At 72.2% G+C, this 13401-nt stretch carries 11 protein-coding genes, 1 tRNA gene and 1 riboswitch; of the genes, 6 read left to right on the top strand and 6 right to left on the bottom strand.

The window, feature by feature from the left end; translation table 11 throughout:
• Positions 1-8: 8 nt before the first annotated feature.
• Positions 9-989: an ABC transporter permease gene (locus tag ACGFSC_RS22230; protein ID WP_359901637.1), complete on the bottom strand. Its 981-nt coding sequence runs from the start codon at positions 987-989 to the stop codon at positions 9-11.
• Between the two features lie 305 nt (positions 990-1294).
• Positions 1295-1391, top strand: a riboswitch (ZMP/ZTP riboswitch).
• Positions 1392-1410: 19 nt separating this feature from the next.
• Here ACGFSC_RS22230 and ACGFSC_RS22235 point away from each other — a divergent pair.
• A complete protein-coding gene (locus ACGFSC_RS22235; protein WP_359901634.1) occupies positions 1411-2868 on the top strand; it encodes a glycine hydroxymethyltransferase in 1458 nt (485 codons plus the stop codon).
• A 161-nt stretch (positions 2869-3029) separates the two neighbouring features.
• Here the strand turns inward: ACGFSC_RS22235 and ACGFSC_RS22240 are convergent, their stop codons facing one another.
• From ACGFSC_RS22240 to ACGFSC_RS22255, 4 genes are all read right to left on the bottom strand, one after another.
• Complete coding sequence (locus ACGFSC_RS22240) at positions 3030-4466, bottom strand: aldehyde dehydrogenase family protein (protein ID WP_359901631.1); 1437 nt, start codon at positions 4464-4466, stop codon at positions 3030-3032.
• Positions 4467-4581: 115 nt separating this feature from the next.
• The gene (locus tag ACGFSC_RS22245) at positions 4582-5046 is read right to left on the bottom strand and encodes a DUF6624 domain-containing protein (RefSeq protein ID WP_359901753.1); all 465 of its coding nucleotides are present in this window, start codon (positions 5044-5046) and stop codon (positions 4582-4584) included.
• A gap of 369 nt (positions 5047-5415) precedes the next feature.
• A complete protein-coding gene (locus ACGFSC_RS22250) occupies positions 5416-7065 on the bottom strand; it encodes an APC family permease (protein WP_359901628.1) in 1650 nt (549 codons plus the stop codon).
• A gap of 314 nt (positions 7066-7379) precedes the next feature.
• Positions 7380-7464, bottom strand: a tRNA-Leu gene (locus ACGFSC_RS22255).
• 522 nt (positions 7465-7986) lie between these two features.
• Here ACGFSC_RS22255 and ACGFSC_RS22260 point away from each other — a divergent pair.
• Positions 7987-8454 carry an ATP-binding protein gene (locus tag ACGFSC_RS22260; protein ID WP_359901750.1) on the top strand — a complete coding sequence of 156 codons (468 nt, stop codon included), beginning with the start codon at positions 7987-7989 and terminating at the stop codon, positions 8452-8454.
• Between the two features lie 87 nt (positions 8455-8541).
• Here the strand turns inward: ACGFSC_RS22260 and idi are convergent, their stop codons facing one another.
• The gene (gene idi / locus ACGFSC_RS22265; protein ID WP_359901625.1) at positions 8542-9195 is read right to left on the bottom strand and encodes an isopentenyl-diphosphate Delta-isomerase; all 654 of its coding nucleotides are present in this window, start codon (positions 9193-9195) and stop codon (positions 8542-8544) included.
• Between the two features lie 650 nt (positions 9196-9845).
• Between idi and ACGFSC_RS22270 the strand changes: the two genes are divergently transcribed.
• The 4 genes from ACGFSC_RS22270 to ACGFSC_RS22285 all read left to right on the top strand — a co-directional run bounded on the left by ACGFSC_RS22270 (position 9846) and on the right by ACGFSC_RS22285 (position 13372).
• Complete coding sequence (locus ACGFSC_RS22270; protein ID WP_359901623.1) at positions 9846-10601, top strand: phosphocholine cytidylyltransferase family protein; 756 nt, start codon at positions 9846-9848, stop codon at positions 10599-10601.
• Positions 10589-11650: an iron-containing alcohol dehydrogenase family protein gene (locus tag ACGFSC_RS22275; RefSeq protein WP_359901620.1), complete on the top strand. Its 1062-nt coding sequence runs from the start codon at positions 10589-10591 to the stop codon at positions 11648-11650. The genes ACGFSC_RS22270 and ACGFSC_RS22275 overlap by 13 nt, the downstream gene beginning before the upstream one ends.
• A gap of 91 nt (positions 11651-11741) precedes the next feature.
• Positions 11742-12479 carry a CDP-alcohol phosphatidyltransferase family protein gene (locus tag ACGFSC_RS22280; protein WP_359901747.1) on the top strand — a complete coding sequence of 246 codons (738 nt, stop codon included), beginning with the start codon at positions 11742-11744 and terminating at the stop codon, positions 12477-12479.
• Positions 12476-13372, top strand: coding sequence for a glycosyltransferase (locus ACGFSC_RS22285; RefSeq protein ID WP_359901618.1), 897 nt, complete (start codon positions 12476-12478; stop codon positions 13370-13372). The genes ACGFSC_RS22280 and ACGFSC_RS22285 overlap by 4 nt, the downstream gene beginning before the upstream one ends.
• Positions 13373-13401: the final 29 nt, after the last annotated feature.

Consider the following 13401-nt stretch of genomic DNA (forward strand, 5'->3'; position numbering starts at 1 on the left):
CGAGGGGGTCAGCGGGCAGTGCGGGCGCGCGGGTCCAGCGCGTCCCGGACGGCGTCGCCGAGCAGGTTGAAGGCGATGACGAACAGCAGCAGCGCCACGCCGGGGAACACCATGTAGGTGGGGTCGGCCTGGAAGACCTCGGAGCCGCGCGCGATCATCCGTCCCCAGTCCGGGACCGGCTCGGTGATGCCGACGCCGAGGAAGGACAGCGCGGCCTCGGAGGCCACGAAGGTCGGCACCGCCATGGTGGCGTGCACCAGCAGCTGCGAGCGCACATTCGGAAGAAGTTCGTGGACGACGACATGGAACCGGCCGGCGCCCTGGGCCCGTGCGGACTGCACGAAATCCCTTTCCCGGAGTGAGCGGACGGTGGCCCGCAGGGAAAGCGCGAGCGGAATCCAGCCGAACGCCGAGAAAACCAGGATCAGCACCAGGAACTGCATCCACTCCGGTTCCGCGGTGCCCGGGTCGACCAAACGGGACTGGATCACCGGGCTGAGCGCGAGCAGCAGGAGCAGCGTGGGAAAGGCCAGCAGCACATTCGCGAGGAATCCGAACAGCCGGTCCGTGATCCCGCCCAGGTAGCCGACCGCGACGCCGGCCAGCACGCCCAGGGTGGTGGTCACCGCGGCGGCCGCGAAGGCGATCAGCAGCGAGGTGCGGATGCCGTACAGCAGCTGGGTGAAGACGTCCCGGCCGAGGCCGGGCTCCAGGCCGAACCAGAAGTCGCCGGAGATCCCGCCGTTCGGCAGCATCGGCAGTCCGCTGTCGCTGAGCAGGCCCGGGACGTTCTGGCCGTAGTGGTCGACCGGGTTCTTCCCGTACAGCGCGGCGACCAGCGGGGCGCCGAGGGCGAGCAGCAGGAACAGCACCACCACCGCCAGGGCGGCGCCGCCGACCCGGTCCCGCAGGATCCGGCGGAGCAGGCCGGGGTCGGCGGCGGGCGCGGGCCCGGCCGTGGTGCCTGGGACGGTGTCGACCGCTGCCATGAGGCGTAACCCCCGAATTCTCCGCCGCCCCATGGGTGAGGGTGCGCTGGTGTGCATTTCCGGTACGGCGTCGCGGGGTTTTCCCGGCGGCCGTTCGAGCGCCATTGGATCGGATGCGTCCGAGGTTCCGCAAATCACCTTCGACGGTCGTTCGGCTCATTCCTGCGGAACTGTTTCGGGATATGTGGCGGCTTCATTTCGCCGAAACACCGGCGTTGCAAAAGAACGGACATAGCAGCACATAGCGGACTGCCCGTTCCGCATTCTGAGACCTCCGCCACAGTCCCTCCGGTGTTGGTACGATCCCGGTGGGCCGCAACTGGCGCGTAGGGATGGAATCAACCATCGGGAAGCGGCCCCGTGAATCCTCACGTGAACTTGCCGAGCGCCTGGGCCCCCGCATCCCCACCAGGAGACCGCCATGGCCCAGCAGCCCCACACCGCCGCCTCCGCCGCGGCCGACACCGCCTTCCGCAGCGCCCTCGACGTGGTCGCCGGCGTCGAACCCCGGATCGCCGCCGCCATCGGCCAGGAACTGGCGGACCAGCGCGCCTCGCTCAAGCTGATCGCCAGCGAGAACTACGCCTCCCCGGCGGTCCTGCTCACCATGGGCAACTGGCTCAGCGACAAGTACGCCGAGGGCACCGTCGGCCGCCGCTTCTACGCGGGCTGCCGCAACGTCGACACCGTCGAGAGCATCGCCGCCGAGCACGCCCGCGAACTGTTCGGCGCCGACCACGCCTACGTCCAGCCGCACTCCGGCATCGACGCCAACCTCACCGCCTTCTGGGCCGTCCTCTCCCAGCGGGTCGAGAGCCCAGCCCTGGAGCGCGCCGCGGTGCGCAACGTCAACGACCTCACCGAGGAGGACTGGGCGCGGCTGCGCCAGGAGCTCGGCAACCAGCGGATGCTCGGCATGTCCCTGGACACCGGCGGCCACCTCACCCACGGCTTCCGGCCCAACATCTCGGGCAAGATGTTCGAGCAGCGCAGCTACGGCACCGACCCGGCCACCGGCCTGATCGACTACGACGCGCTGCGCGAAACCGCCCGCGAGTTCCGCCCGCTGATCATCGTCGCCGGCTACTCCGCCTACCCGCGCCTGGTGAACTTCCGCAGGATGCGCGAGATCGCGGACGAGGTCGGCGCGACCCTCATGGTCGACATGGCGCACTTCGCCGGCCTGGTCGCGGGCAAGGTGCTGACCGGCGACCACGACCCGGTCCCGCACGCCCACATCGTCACCACCACCACCCACAAGTCCCTGCGCGGCCCGCGCGGCGGCATGGTGCTGTGCCAGTCCGAACTGGCCGAGCACGTCGACCGCGGCTGCCCGCTGGTGCTCGGCGGCCCGCTCTCGCACGTCATGGCCGCCAAGGCGGTCGCCCTCGCCGAGGCCCGCCGCCCCGAGTTCCAGGCCTACGCCCGCGCCGTCGTCGCCAACGCCCAGGCGCTCGCCGAGGGCCTGCTGCGCCGCGGCGGCAAGCTGGTCACCGGCGGCACCGACAACCACCTGGTCCTCGCCGACGTCTCCGGCTACGGCCTGACCGGCCGCCAGGCCGAGGCGGCCCTGCTCGACTCGGGCATCGTCACCAACCGCAACTCCGTCCCGCTGGACCCGAACGGCGCCTGGTACACCTCGGGCGTCCGCCTCGGCACCCCGGCCCTCACCACCCGCGGCCTCGGCACCGCGGAGATGGACGAGATCGCCGACCTGATCCACACCGTCCTGAGCGCCACCACCCCCACCACCACCGCCAAGGGCTCCCCGTCCAAGGCCGCCTACAGCCTGGACGCCGCCCTCCGCGACGCCACCGCCAAGCGCGCCGCCGACCTGCTCGCCCCGTACCCGCTCTACCCGGGCGTCGACCTGGTCTGACGGCGGACGGCAGACGGCGAACAGATGACAGATTTCGAAATCTGTCATCTGTCATCTGTTCGCTGAACTCTGAAAGCTGTCCGCTGTCCGCTGTCGGCCGTTCGCCGGGCTCCGCCCCGCCCGGTCTCCACCTCCCGGACGCGGGCGGCGGCCCGGTGCGGCTAGTACTGCAGGGACTTGTACTGGAGGAACTCCTCCAGCCCGTGGCGGCCCAGCTCCCGGCCGAGGCCCGAGTTCTTGTAGCCGCCGAAGGGCGCGAGCGGGTTGAAGCGGCCGCCGTTGAGGTCCACCTGGCCGGTGTCGAGGCGGCGGGCGAAGGCGGCGGCGGTGTCGGTGTCGCGGGCCCAGACGCCGCCGCTCAGGCCGTACGGGGTGCCGTTGGCGAGTTCGGCGGCGTGGTCCTCGTCGCGGTAGCGGAGGATCGCCAGCACCGGGCCGAAGACCTCCTCCTGGGCCACCGTCATCTCCGGGGTCACGTCGGCGAGCACGGTCGGGCGGACGTAGTAGCCGGTGGGCAGTTCGGCGACGGGCTCCGAGCCGCCGACGACGAGCCGGGCGCCCTCGGCCAGCGCGCCGTCGATGTAGCCGCGCACCCGGTCCAGCTGCTTGGCGTTGACCAGCGGGCCGATCCGGGTCCGCGGGTCGGTCGGGTCGCCCGGCCGGTACTGGGCGGCGAGCTCCTCGGCCCGGGCGACCGCCTCGTCGTACTGGTCCTCGTGCACCAGCAGCCGGGTCAGCGCGCTGCAGGTCTGGCCCGAGTTGGCGAAGACGTTGGCGACGTTGGCCTTGACTGCGCGGGCCAGGTCGGCGCCCGGCAGCACCACGTTGGCGGACTTGCCGCCCAGTTCCAGGGAGACCCGCTTCAGCCCCCGGCCGGCCGTCTCGGCGATCTGCCGGCCGACGGCGGTGGAGCCGGTGAAGGAGACCAGGTCCACTTCCCGGTGCCCGACGAGTGCCGCGCCCGCCACCGCGCCGGTGCCGGTCACCAGGTGGAAGGTGCCGGCCGGGAAGTCGGCCTCGTGCACCAGCCGGGCGAACAGCCGGGCCACCAGCGGGGTGTCCTCGGCCGGCTTGAGGACCACCGGGCAGCCGGCCGCCAGCGCCGGGACGGCCTTGGCCACGATCTGGTGCAGCGGGTAGTTCCAGGGCGTGATCGCCGCGACCACCCCGGCCGGCTCGGCGTGCACCACCGAGTTGCCGATCCGCTCCTCGAAGGGGTGCTCGGCGAGCAGGGTCAGGTAGGAGGTCGCCACGGCGAGCGGCAGCCCGGCGTGCACGGCCCCGGCGAAGCCGACCGGCGAGCCCAGCTCGGCGACGACGGTCTCGGTGATCTCGTTCTGCGCGGCGGCGATCCCGTCCCGCAGCCGGGTCAGCAGGGCCAGCCGCTCCTCGCGGGTGGTGGAGCCCCAGCTCCGGGCCGCCCGGCGGGCCGCCGTCACCGCCGCGTCGACGTCGGCCGGACCGCCGGCCGGCACCGTGGCCAGTACTTGCTCGGTCGCCGGGTTCAGCACGGTGATCGACCCGGTGTCACCGGAGGGCCGCCACTCGCCGTCGATGTACTGGTCGCCGTGCTCCGGGTACTGCGCGTACTGCCGCACCGATCGTCCTCTCGTCCACTCAGCCGACCCTTGACCAGCAGCGCTGGTCGGAGGTCAGTCAATGCGGCGCGGACGGCCGCGCGCAAGAGTCAATCCCGACCGGCGGACGTGACGGTTACTTCGGGGCGAACCGCGCGGTGTACTCGTCGAACGGCTCGATGCCCGCCTCGGCGCGCCGCTCGTCCAGCCGCTCGGGCTCCTCGCACGGCCACGGCACCGGGCGGCCGTCCGTCACCGCGCCGATCTGCGTCCCGTAGCGCTGCTCCCGGCCCTCGTTGACGGCCAGCCGGTCCTGGAGGAAGGCCAGGTCGCGGGCGCTCGCCTCGCCCCTGGCGACGGCCCCGCCCATCAGCGCCGCGGCCTGCCGCTGGACGTCGAGCTGCCGGTCCGCGTGCTGCGCCACCAGCCAGGCCGCCCGGGCGGCCTCGGGGCCGACGGTGCGCTCGGTCGGCCAGCCGTGCGCCGCCATGATCTCCGCGAGCCGGTCCCCGTGCCGGGCGGTGAGCCGGCGCCAGGCCGCCTGTTCGGCCAGGTCGGGGCTGTTCGCCAGGCGGGCGGCCGCGCCGTCCTCGGCCATCATCCCGGTCAGCTCCCGCGCGAGGGCCGGATCCTGACCGTACTGCTGTGCTTCCGTCACGTCGACGACGCTCCCTGCCCGGGCCCTCCCGTCGAGGGCCGCCCGCGACCACGCTAGGCGCGGAAACCGCGACGAAGATCATCCCCGAAGACGGTGACCCGGGGGTGCCCGCCACGGCAGAATGGACGTACACCGGGAACGGAGCGCATCGGGAACGGAGCTCATCGGGAACGGAGTGCACCGGAAACGGAGCACACCGGGAACGGAGCACACCGGAAACGGAGCACACCGCGCACGGTCCCCGCGAACGCCGAAGGGCCGGTCGGAGGATTCCGACCGGCCCTTCACCGTGAGTTCACGCGCTCAGGCGCCTCAGACCCGCGAGGGCTCCGCGGCGTCGTCCGGCGCGGAGCTCCGGGCCTCCTCGGCCATCTCCTGGCGGACCGCGGCCAGCGAGGGGTTGGCCCAGGCGCTGGCGACGCCCCAGCGGTAGAACGCCAGCCCGATCGCGGCGACGATCAGCAGGTCCCAGCCCTCGGGCAGGTAGTCGTGCCCGCCGAAGTCGGCGCTGCCCGCCCAGGAGACGCCGGCCATCACGAACAGGTACGCGACCATCCAGGCGCCCGCCTTCAGGTGCGGCTTCAGCTCGGCGAACGGCTTGCGCAGCTCGTACCAGGCCCAGATCGGCAGACCGGCGGCCATCAGCAGGATGACCTTGCCGGTGAGCGGCCAGCGGGCCCAGTAGAGCACCAGCGAGCCGAACACCATCGCGACCGGGGCGATCACCGGCATGGCGCGCAGCCGGACCGGCCGGGGCAGGTCCGGTGCCAGGCGGCGCAGCGCCATCACGGCGACCGGGCCGGTGATGTACGAGATCACGGTGGCCACCGAGACGATCTCGGCCAGCGAGCCCCAGCCGCGGAAGACCGCGAGGAACAGGAAGGCGACCACCAGGTTGAGCACCAGCGCCGGGCGCGGGATGCCGGTCTTGGCGTCGACCTTGCCGAAGATCTTGGGCAGGTGGCCGTTCTCCTGCACGCCGTGGATCATGCGCGAGGTGGTGGCGGCGTAGATCATGCCGGTGCCGGAGGGCGAGATGAAGGCGTCCGCGTACAGCGTGATCGCCAGCCAGTTCAGGCCCCAGGCGATGGCCAGGTCGGCCAGCGGCGAGGTGTAGGAGAGGTTGCTCCAGCCGTTCGCCAGGTCGCCGCCGGGGATGGCGCCGAGGAAGGCGATCTGCAGCGCGACGTAGATCACCAGGGCGATCAGGATCGAGCCGATGACGGCCTTCGGCAGCGACTTGCCGGGGTTGCGGGCCTCGCCGGCCAGGTTGAGCGGGGACTGGAAGCCGTTGAAGGCCCAGACGATGCCGGAGACCGCGACGGCGGTGAACACCGAGCTCCAGCCGTTCGGCGCGAAGCCGCCGTGGTCGGTGAAGTGGGCGGTGTCGAAGTGCGCGAAGAGCAGCGCACCGGCGGTCACCGTCGGGACGACGACCTTGAAGACGGTGATCGCGGTGTTGGTCTTGGCGAACAGCGTGATCGCGAACCAGTTGAGGGCGAAGTAGACGAGCAGCAGCACGCTGGCCAGCGCCACTCCGCTGAGGGTCAGCTCCTTGCCGTCGAACAACCCCTGTGCCCAGCCGAAGTGCCAGGAGCTCATGTACTGCACGGAGGCGGTGGCCTCACCCGGGATGACCGAGACGATGGCGATCCAGTTGGCCCAGGCGGCGAGGTAGCCGGCCAGCGACCCGTGCGAGTACTGGCCGTACCGGACCATGCCGCCGGCCTTGGGGAACATCGAGCCCAGCTCGCTGTAGGTGAGCGCGATGGTCAGCGCCACCGCGGCACCGATCACCCAGGCGAGGATCGAGGCGGGTCCGGCGAGCTTGGCGGCCCGCTCGGCACCGAACAACCACCCGGAGCCGATGATCGACCCCAGCCCGACCGCGGTCAGGCTGATCGTGCCGAGCGATCGGCGGTAGTTCTGGTGTGATGCCGTCGACGATTCGGGCTCACTCAACGTATCGGTCCTCTCGCTCGTGGTTCATCGGGTGGTGTCGGTGTTTTTGCGATTTTGAGCCGGTATTTCGGACAAACGGAGAGCAGCCTATGTTCCGAAAACGGGCGAATACCTCAGAGGAAGCTCAAACCGTCCGATTGTTGCCATCTCGTGTCCGGCGTCCGGGCCGGTGCGGACCGACGAGGAGACCGAGGCCACAGTGCCCGGAAGGGGTGGTGGCCGGGGATGGCGACCGGGGATGGCCCGGGAAAGGGGCGGCCCGAAAAACGAAATTCCCCGTGGGTGCCTTTCGGCTCCCACGGGGAATTCGGCTGTGTCCGAGGGGGGACTTGAACCCCCACGCCCGATAAAGGGCACTAGCACCTCAAGCTAGCGCGTCTGCCATTCCGCCACCCGGACCGGGTGTGTGCTTCGGGGGTTTTTTCCTCGCCCCCTCGGCGACAGAGAGAACATTACCAGGGTTCTGGAGTGCTTCTCACCTGCGCTTCCTCGGGGCGGGGCCACCGGACATCCTGGTCCGAGGCCCGTCCGGCCCCGCGGGCCGCGGCGCCCGGGCCGTACCGCGCCCGCGGCGAGCCAGGGCCCTGCCCGGAACGCGGCCGGTACCGCCCGCACGCGGCCCGGAACGCGGCCCGCACAGGTTGGTACGGCCTGGGAACGCGCTCGAATCCGGCCCGAACCGGTGGCGTCCGCGAAGGAACCGGTCGACTCCCGCACCGGCCGCGGTCGGTTGCGGCCGGAACCGGTCCGACACGGGCAACTTGTCGACGGTGCCACGGCCGCCGCGACGGCTCTCGTAGCGTCTGTGGACCGAGGGCGCCATGAAGCGGATCGCCTGATTCCCGGGTCGCGGACGAAGGGCGGCTGGACGTGGAGCAGATCAGCGGAGCGGCGAAGGCCGAACCGAGACGCGACAGGCGGATGGAGGGCCGGGGCGGGGCCACGGTCTCCGGAGGCCCCGCCGAGGGCGTGTGGCGCTTCCCGGTGCCCGCCACCGAGGCCTCGGTGCCGCTCACCCGGCACGCGGTGCGGGACCGTCTGCTGGCCCAGGGCATGACGGGGGTGCGCTACCAGGAGCTGGTGGACGACCTGCTGCTGATCGTCTCGGAGCTGGTGAGCAACGCGGTGACGCACGCCGCCGAGCTGTCCCCCGAGGTGGTCACCGAGCTGTCGGTGCACCGGGCCTCGGTGCGGGTGTCGGTCGAGGACGGCGATCCGTACCGGCCGAAGGCGCTGGAGAACGACACCGCGAGCACCGGCGGGCGCGGCCTGCTGCTGGTGAAGAGCGTCACCCTGCAGGCCGGCGGGGTGTGCGACGTCGAACACACGGGGGAGGGCGGCAAGGTCATCTGGGCCTCGCTGCCCGTCCCCCCGGAGCCCGGCCACTGACCGGCCGGGCCGACGACCGGGCCGATGACCGGGCCGACGACCGGAGCGGCCGGAGCGGCCGGAGCGGCCGGAGCGGCCGGACCAGGACTACCAGTCCCGCCCGGCGATCTCCCGGATGCCCGGCAGCGCGGCCTCGAAGACCGTCTCGAACCAGACCGAGAACGGCCGCTCCGCCCGCAGCTCGCGCAGCTCCTGCGCGGTCACGAAGGCGAAGTCGTCCACCTCCTCCGGGTCCGGCTCGACCGGGGCGGTGACCAGTCCCACGAACAGGTGGTTCCACTCCCGCTCGATCAGCCCGGAGGCCTCGTCCGGCAGGTCGTAGCGGACGGTGCCCGCCTCGCACAGCAGTGCCGGAGCGACGCCCAGCTCCTCGGCGGTGCGCCGGGCGGCGGCGACGAACGGCGGCTCGTCCGGGTACGGGTGGCCGCAGCAGGTGTTCGACCAGACGCCGGGGGAGTGGTACTTGCCGAGCGCCCGGCGCTGGAGCAGCAGCCGGCCCTGGCGGTCGAACAGGAAGACGGAGAAGGCCCGGTGCAGGCGGCCAGGCTGCTGGTGGGCCCAGAGCTTCTCGCCGGTGCCGATCGTGACGCCCTCGTCGTCGACCAGTTCCAGCAGGATCTCGGCTCCGGCCGGGGCGGATCCGGTGGCCCGGGGGTCGACCGTGACATCGGTCTCCACGTCGAGACCGGTGTCGATCTCGGCGGCGAAGTGCGTCGGGTCGGTCGGCAGACTCTGGGGCATGGGGCCTCTTTCGGGAGCGGAGCAACGGGAGCATCGGGTGTCTCCGACGCACCGGGTGGAGTGCGGCGGACACAGCAGGGGCACCGGCGCCGGCGTCGGGCTCCAGTCTGCCGTATGGGTGGCACTCGCCAGGGGTCCCACGCACAACCGGACGGATCATGACCCGGAGGAATCGGAAACCGGCCAGAGAAGGATCCGGGAAGCCCCCGAAAGGGGCACGGAATTCGCAGAACCGTTCGCCGCGCGTTCGGAGCCCGTTCGACCGGCCCGGCGGAGCCGGTGCGGACCCCGGACCGCTCCACCGCCGCCGCGGGCCGCTCCACCGCCGCCGCGGACCGCTCCGCCGCCGCCCCGGGCCGCTCCACCGCCACCGCGGCCGCCGTTCTGCCTGCCGTTCCGGCCGCCGTTCGTCCCGCCCGCCGCCCGGGGCCCGCCGCCCCGTCGGCCGTCCCGTCGGCCGCCCCGGGCCCACGGGCGCGTTCTGGCCGGTCGCCCCGGTCGCCTACCATCACATACGACACGGTGCCCGGATCTGTGCCGGCACCGGCGCGCCGCCGCCCGCCCCGGTCGAACGCCGGTCCGGGCGAACCGGTGGCGCCGCCGACCTCCGGCACAGATCCGCGCACAGCACGACGGATCAGGAGACCCGCATGATCGGCCTCGTTCTGGCAGCCGGCGCCGGCCGCCGGCTGCGCCCGTACACCGACACCCTGCCCAAGGCGCTGGTGCCGGTCGACGGGGAACGGACCGTCCTGGACCTCACGCTCGGCAACTTCGCCGAGGTCGGACTGCGCGAGGCCGCGATCGTCGTCGGCTACCGCAAGGAGGCGGTGTACGACCGCAAGGACGCCCTGGAGAACAAGTACGGCGTCAAGCTCCACCTGGTCGAGAACGACAAGGCCGAGGAGTGGAACAACGCCTACTCGCTGTGGTGCGCCCGCGAGCTGTTCGCCGAGGGCCTGCTGCTCGCCAACGGCGACACCGTCCACCCGGTCTCCGTCCAGCGGACCATGCTGGAGGGCAACCGGCGACTGACCGAGTCCGGCACCGCCCCCGGCATCCTGCTCGCCCTCGACACGGTGAAGAAGCTCGCCGACGAGGAGATGAAGGTGATCGTCGACCCGGCCACGGGCATGCGCCGCATCACCAAGCTGATGGAGCCGGCCGAGGCGACCGGCGAGTACATCGGCGTCACGGTGATCAACCCGTCCGCCGCCGCCGACCTGACCGACGCGCTGCGCGCCACCTACGAGCGCGACCCGCAGCTGTACTACGAGGACGGCTACCAGGAGATGGTGAACCGCGGCCTGCGGATCGACGTGCAGCCGATCGGCGAGGTCTCCTGGGTCGAGGTCGACAACCACGACGACCTGGCGAAGGCGCGGGAGATCGCGTGCCGGTACTGACCCGACTGGTTCCGTCGCCGTTGTTCGTCGAGATCCGCCCGGGCGCGCTGGACGCGCTCGGCGGCATCCTCGCGGACCAGCGGCTGTCGGCCTCGGGCCGGATCGCGGTCGCGATCAGCAACGGCTCCGGCTCGGCCATGCGCCGTCGCCTGGAGCCGGCCCTGCCCGGAGCCGACTGGTACAACGTGGACGACGGCAGCCTGGACAGCGCGGTGCGGCTGGCCGAGGCGATGCGCGGCGGGCACTACGACGCGATCGTGGGCCTCGGCGGCGGCAAGATCATCGACGCCGCCAAGTACGCCGCGGCCCGGGTCGGCCTGCCGCTGGTCGCGGTCGCCACCAACCTGGCCCACGACGGCATCTGCTCGCCGGTCTCCACTCTGGACAACGACGCCGGGCGCGGCTCCTACGGGGTGCCCAGCCCGATCGGCATCGTGGTCGACCTGGACGTGATCCGGCAGGCCCCGCCGCGCTTCGTGGCGGCCGGCGTGGGCGACGTCGTCTCCAACATCTCCGCGTGCGCGGACTGGGAGCTGTCGCACGCGGTGACCGGTGAGCCGGTGGACGGACTGGCCGTGGCGATGGCCCGCTCGGCGGGCGAGAACCTGCTGCGGCACCCGGGCGGCACCCAGGACCAGGACCTCCTGACGGCGCTCGCCGAGGCCCTGGTACTGTCCGGCATCGCGATGAACATCGCGGGCAGCACCCGGCCCTCGTCGGGTGCCTGCCACGAGATCTCGCATGCCCTGGACGTGCTGTATCCCAAGCGGTCCGCCCAGCACGGCGAGCAGGTCGGCCTCGGCGCCGCCTTCGCCAGCTTCCTGCGGGGCGAGCGCGAGCTGACCGGTCTGATCGTGGAGCGCCTGGCGAGCCACGGACTGCCGGTGACCGCCGCTCAGATCGGCTTCACCGAGGCGGAGTTCACCGAAGCGGTGCACTACGCTCCGAACACCCGACCGGGGCGCTTCACCATCCTCGAACACCTCGACCTCTCCCCTTCCGCAATCAGGGACGCGTACGCCGACTATGTCCAAGCCGTCAACAGCTGACCCCTCCACCGCGGGAGCCCAACGGCCCCCGGTGGACCTGAGCCGCAGGCCCTCGATCGAGGAACTGCGCGCGGTGATCCACCCGGAGGGCATGCTCCAGCGCCGCAGCGCCGAGCACTGGGCCGGGCGCCTGTACATGCGGAAGATCTCGCTGCGGATCACCCGCGTGCTCTCCACCATGACGGCGATCACGCCCAACGGCCTGACGTACCTGATGATGTTCACCGGCATCCTGGCCGGTGCCGCGCTGGTCGTGCCGGGCATCGCGGGCGCCGTCCTGGGCGCCCTGCTGATCCAGGTCTACCTGCTGCTGGACTGCGTGGACGGCGAGGTGGCCCGCTGGCGCCGACAGACCTCGCTCACCGGGGTCTACCTGGACCGGGTCGGCCACTACATGTCCGAGGCGGCCCTGCTGACCGGCCTCGGCCTGCGCGCCACCGACCTGCTGCACCGCGAGGGCGCCGGGTCGCACTGGGAGTGGGCCTTCCTCGGCACCCTGGCCGCGCTCGGCGCGATCCTGATCAAGTCCGAGACCGACCTGGTGGACGTGGCCCGGGCGCGCAGCGGCATGACGGCCGTCGAGGACAGCGCCTCGGTCCCGCGGTCCTCCTCCGTCGCCAGGGCCCGCCGGGCGGCCTCCTTCCTGAAGTTCCACCGCCTGGTCGGCGCGGTCGAGGCCTCGCTGTTCGTCCTGGCCGCCGGCGTCGCGGACGCCGTGCACGGCGGACTCCTCTTCACCCGGCTCGCGGTGGTCGTCCTGGCGGCGATCGCGATGCTCCAGACCGTGCTGCACCTGCTGAGCATCGTCCTCTCCAGCAGGCTGCGATGAACGGGACCACCGCGGAGAACTTCCGCCTCGGCGCCGTGATCATCACCATGGGCAACCGGCCGGCCGAGCTCAACGCCCTGATCGAGGCCGTCCGCGCCCAGGAGGGCCCGGCGGTCGAACTGGCCGTGGTCGGCCAGGGCGTGAAGCTGCCCCCGCTGCCGGAGGGCGTGCGCAGCGTCGAGCTGCCGGAGAACCTGGGCATCCCGGGCGGGCGCAACGTCGGCATCGAGCTGTTCGGCCGGGACGGGGCGGAGGTCGACGCGGTCCTCTTCCTGGACGACGACGGGAACCTGCCGCGCACCGACTCGGCCCGCCTGCTGCGCGAGGCCTTCACCGCCGACCCGGAGCTGGGCATCGTCGCCTTCCGGATCGCGGATCCGGACACCGGGGTCACCCAGCGCCGCCACGTCCCCCGGCTGCGCGCCAGCGACCCGCTGCGCTCGTCCCGGGTGACGACCTTCCTCGGCGGCGCGAGCGCGGTGCGCTGCAAGGTGTTCGAGCAGGCCGGGCAGCTGCCCGCCGAGTTCTTCTACGCCCACGAGGAGACCGACCTCGCGTGGCGCGCGCTGGACGCCGGCTGGGCCATCGACTACCGGGCGGACGTGGTGCTGCACCACCCCACGACCTCGCCGGCCCGCCACGCGACCTACTTCCACAACGTGGCCCGAAACCGGGTCTGGCTCGCGAGGCGGAACCTTCCGGCCCTGTTGGTGCCTCTCTATCCGGGAACCTGGTTCCTGCTGACCCTGGCCCGCCGCCCCTCCCCGGAGGCGCTGAAGGCCTGGTGGGGCGGGTTCCGGGCGGGCTGGCGCGAACCCTGCGGTCCGCGGCGGCCCATGCGGTGGCGTACCGTCTGGCGACTGACCAGGCTGGGCCGACCACCGATCATCTGATCGCATCCGATGGCACCCGCATCGAATGC

It is taken from the genome of Kitasatospora sp. NPDC048715, from assembly GCF_043198905.1.
Lineage (GTDB): Bacteria > Actinomycetota > Actinomycetes > Streptomycetales > Streptomycetaceae > Kitasatospora > Kitasatospora lactacystinica.